Raw genomic sequence first — 553 nt, 5'->3', positions numbered from 1 at the left:
ATCTCATATCGTGGAAAAGATAATCATAAAACTATCGTTTATGAAGCTGCACTACACGGTGATATGGATCGATGCACGTTGTGTGGCCAAGAGAGTATATTAACCAAAAATGGTTTCAGCAAACCCACCGAAGTAAAGCTACCCGCAACTAACGGTTTCGACAACCGCCTACGCCTGCGTAAGCAGCGCTATTACTGCCATGAGTGCAACGCTTCCGTAGTTGTGTCATCACCCGATTTAGAAGAAGCCCGAAACATCTCTAAACCCCTACGCCTTCAAGTTATTCGACTGGCTATGGAGGATATTTCAGAGAAAGTTATCGGTTTTATTTTGCGTCTTTCACACTCAACAGTTCACCGTGTTATCAACGACGAACTCCAGGATTATCGTTATGACTACAGTCATTTACCAGCAGTTCTAAGCTTCGATGAAATTCGAATTAGCAGATCATACGCTTTCGTGTATGCATCACCTGACAACTTTATGGAGATATTGCCAAGTCGTGATTTAAACACAATCCGAAGTTATTTCTATGGCTTCTCTTTGAAGCAAC

General features: G+C 42.3%; 1 protein-coding gene. It reads left to right on the top strand.

Annotation, left to right across the window (positions count from 1 at the left end; translation table 11 throughout):
* Positions 1-553 (top strand): transposase family protein (locus EST42_RS04465; protein ID WP_134644397.1); only part of this gene is annotated, 553 nt, incomplete at both ends.

Source organism: Weissella cibaria, assembly GCF_004521965.1.
In the GTDB taxonomy this organism is placed as follows: Bacteria; Bacillota; Bacilli; order Lactobacillales; family Lactobacillaceae; genus Weissella; species Weissella cibaria_A.
The sequence above is the reverse complement of the archived record's forward strand: the minus strand, read 5'-3'. Positions and strand labels throughout refer to the sequence as shown.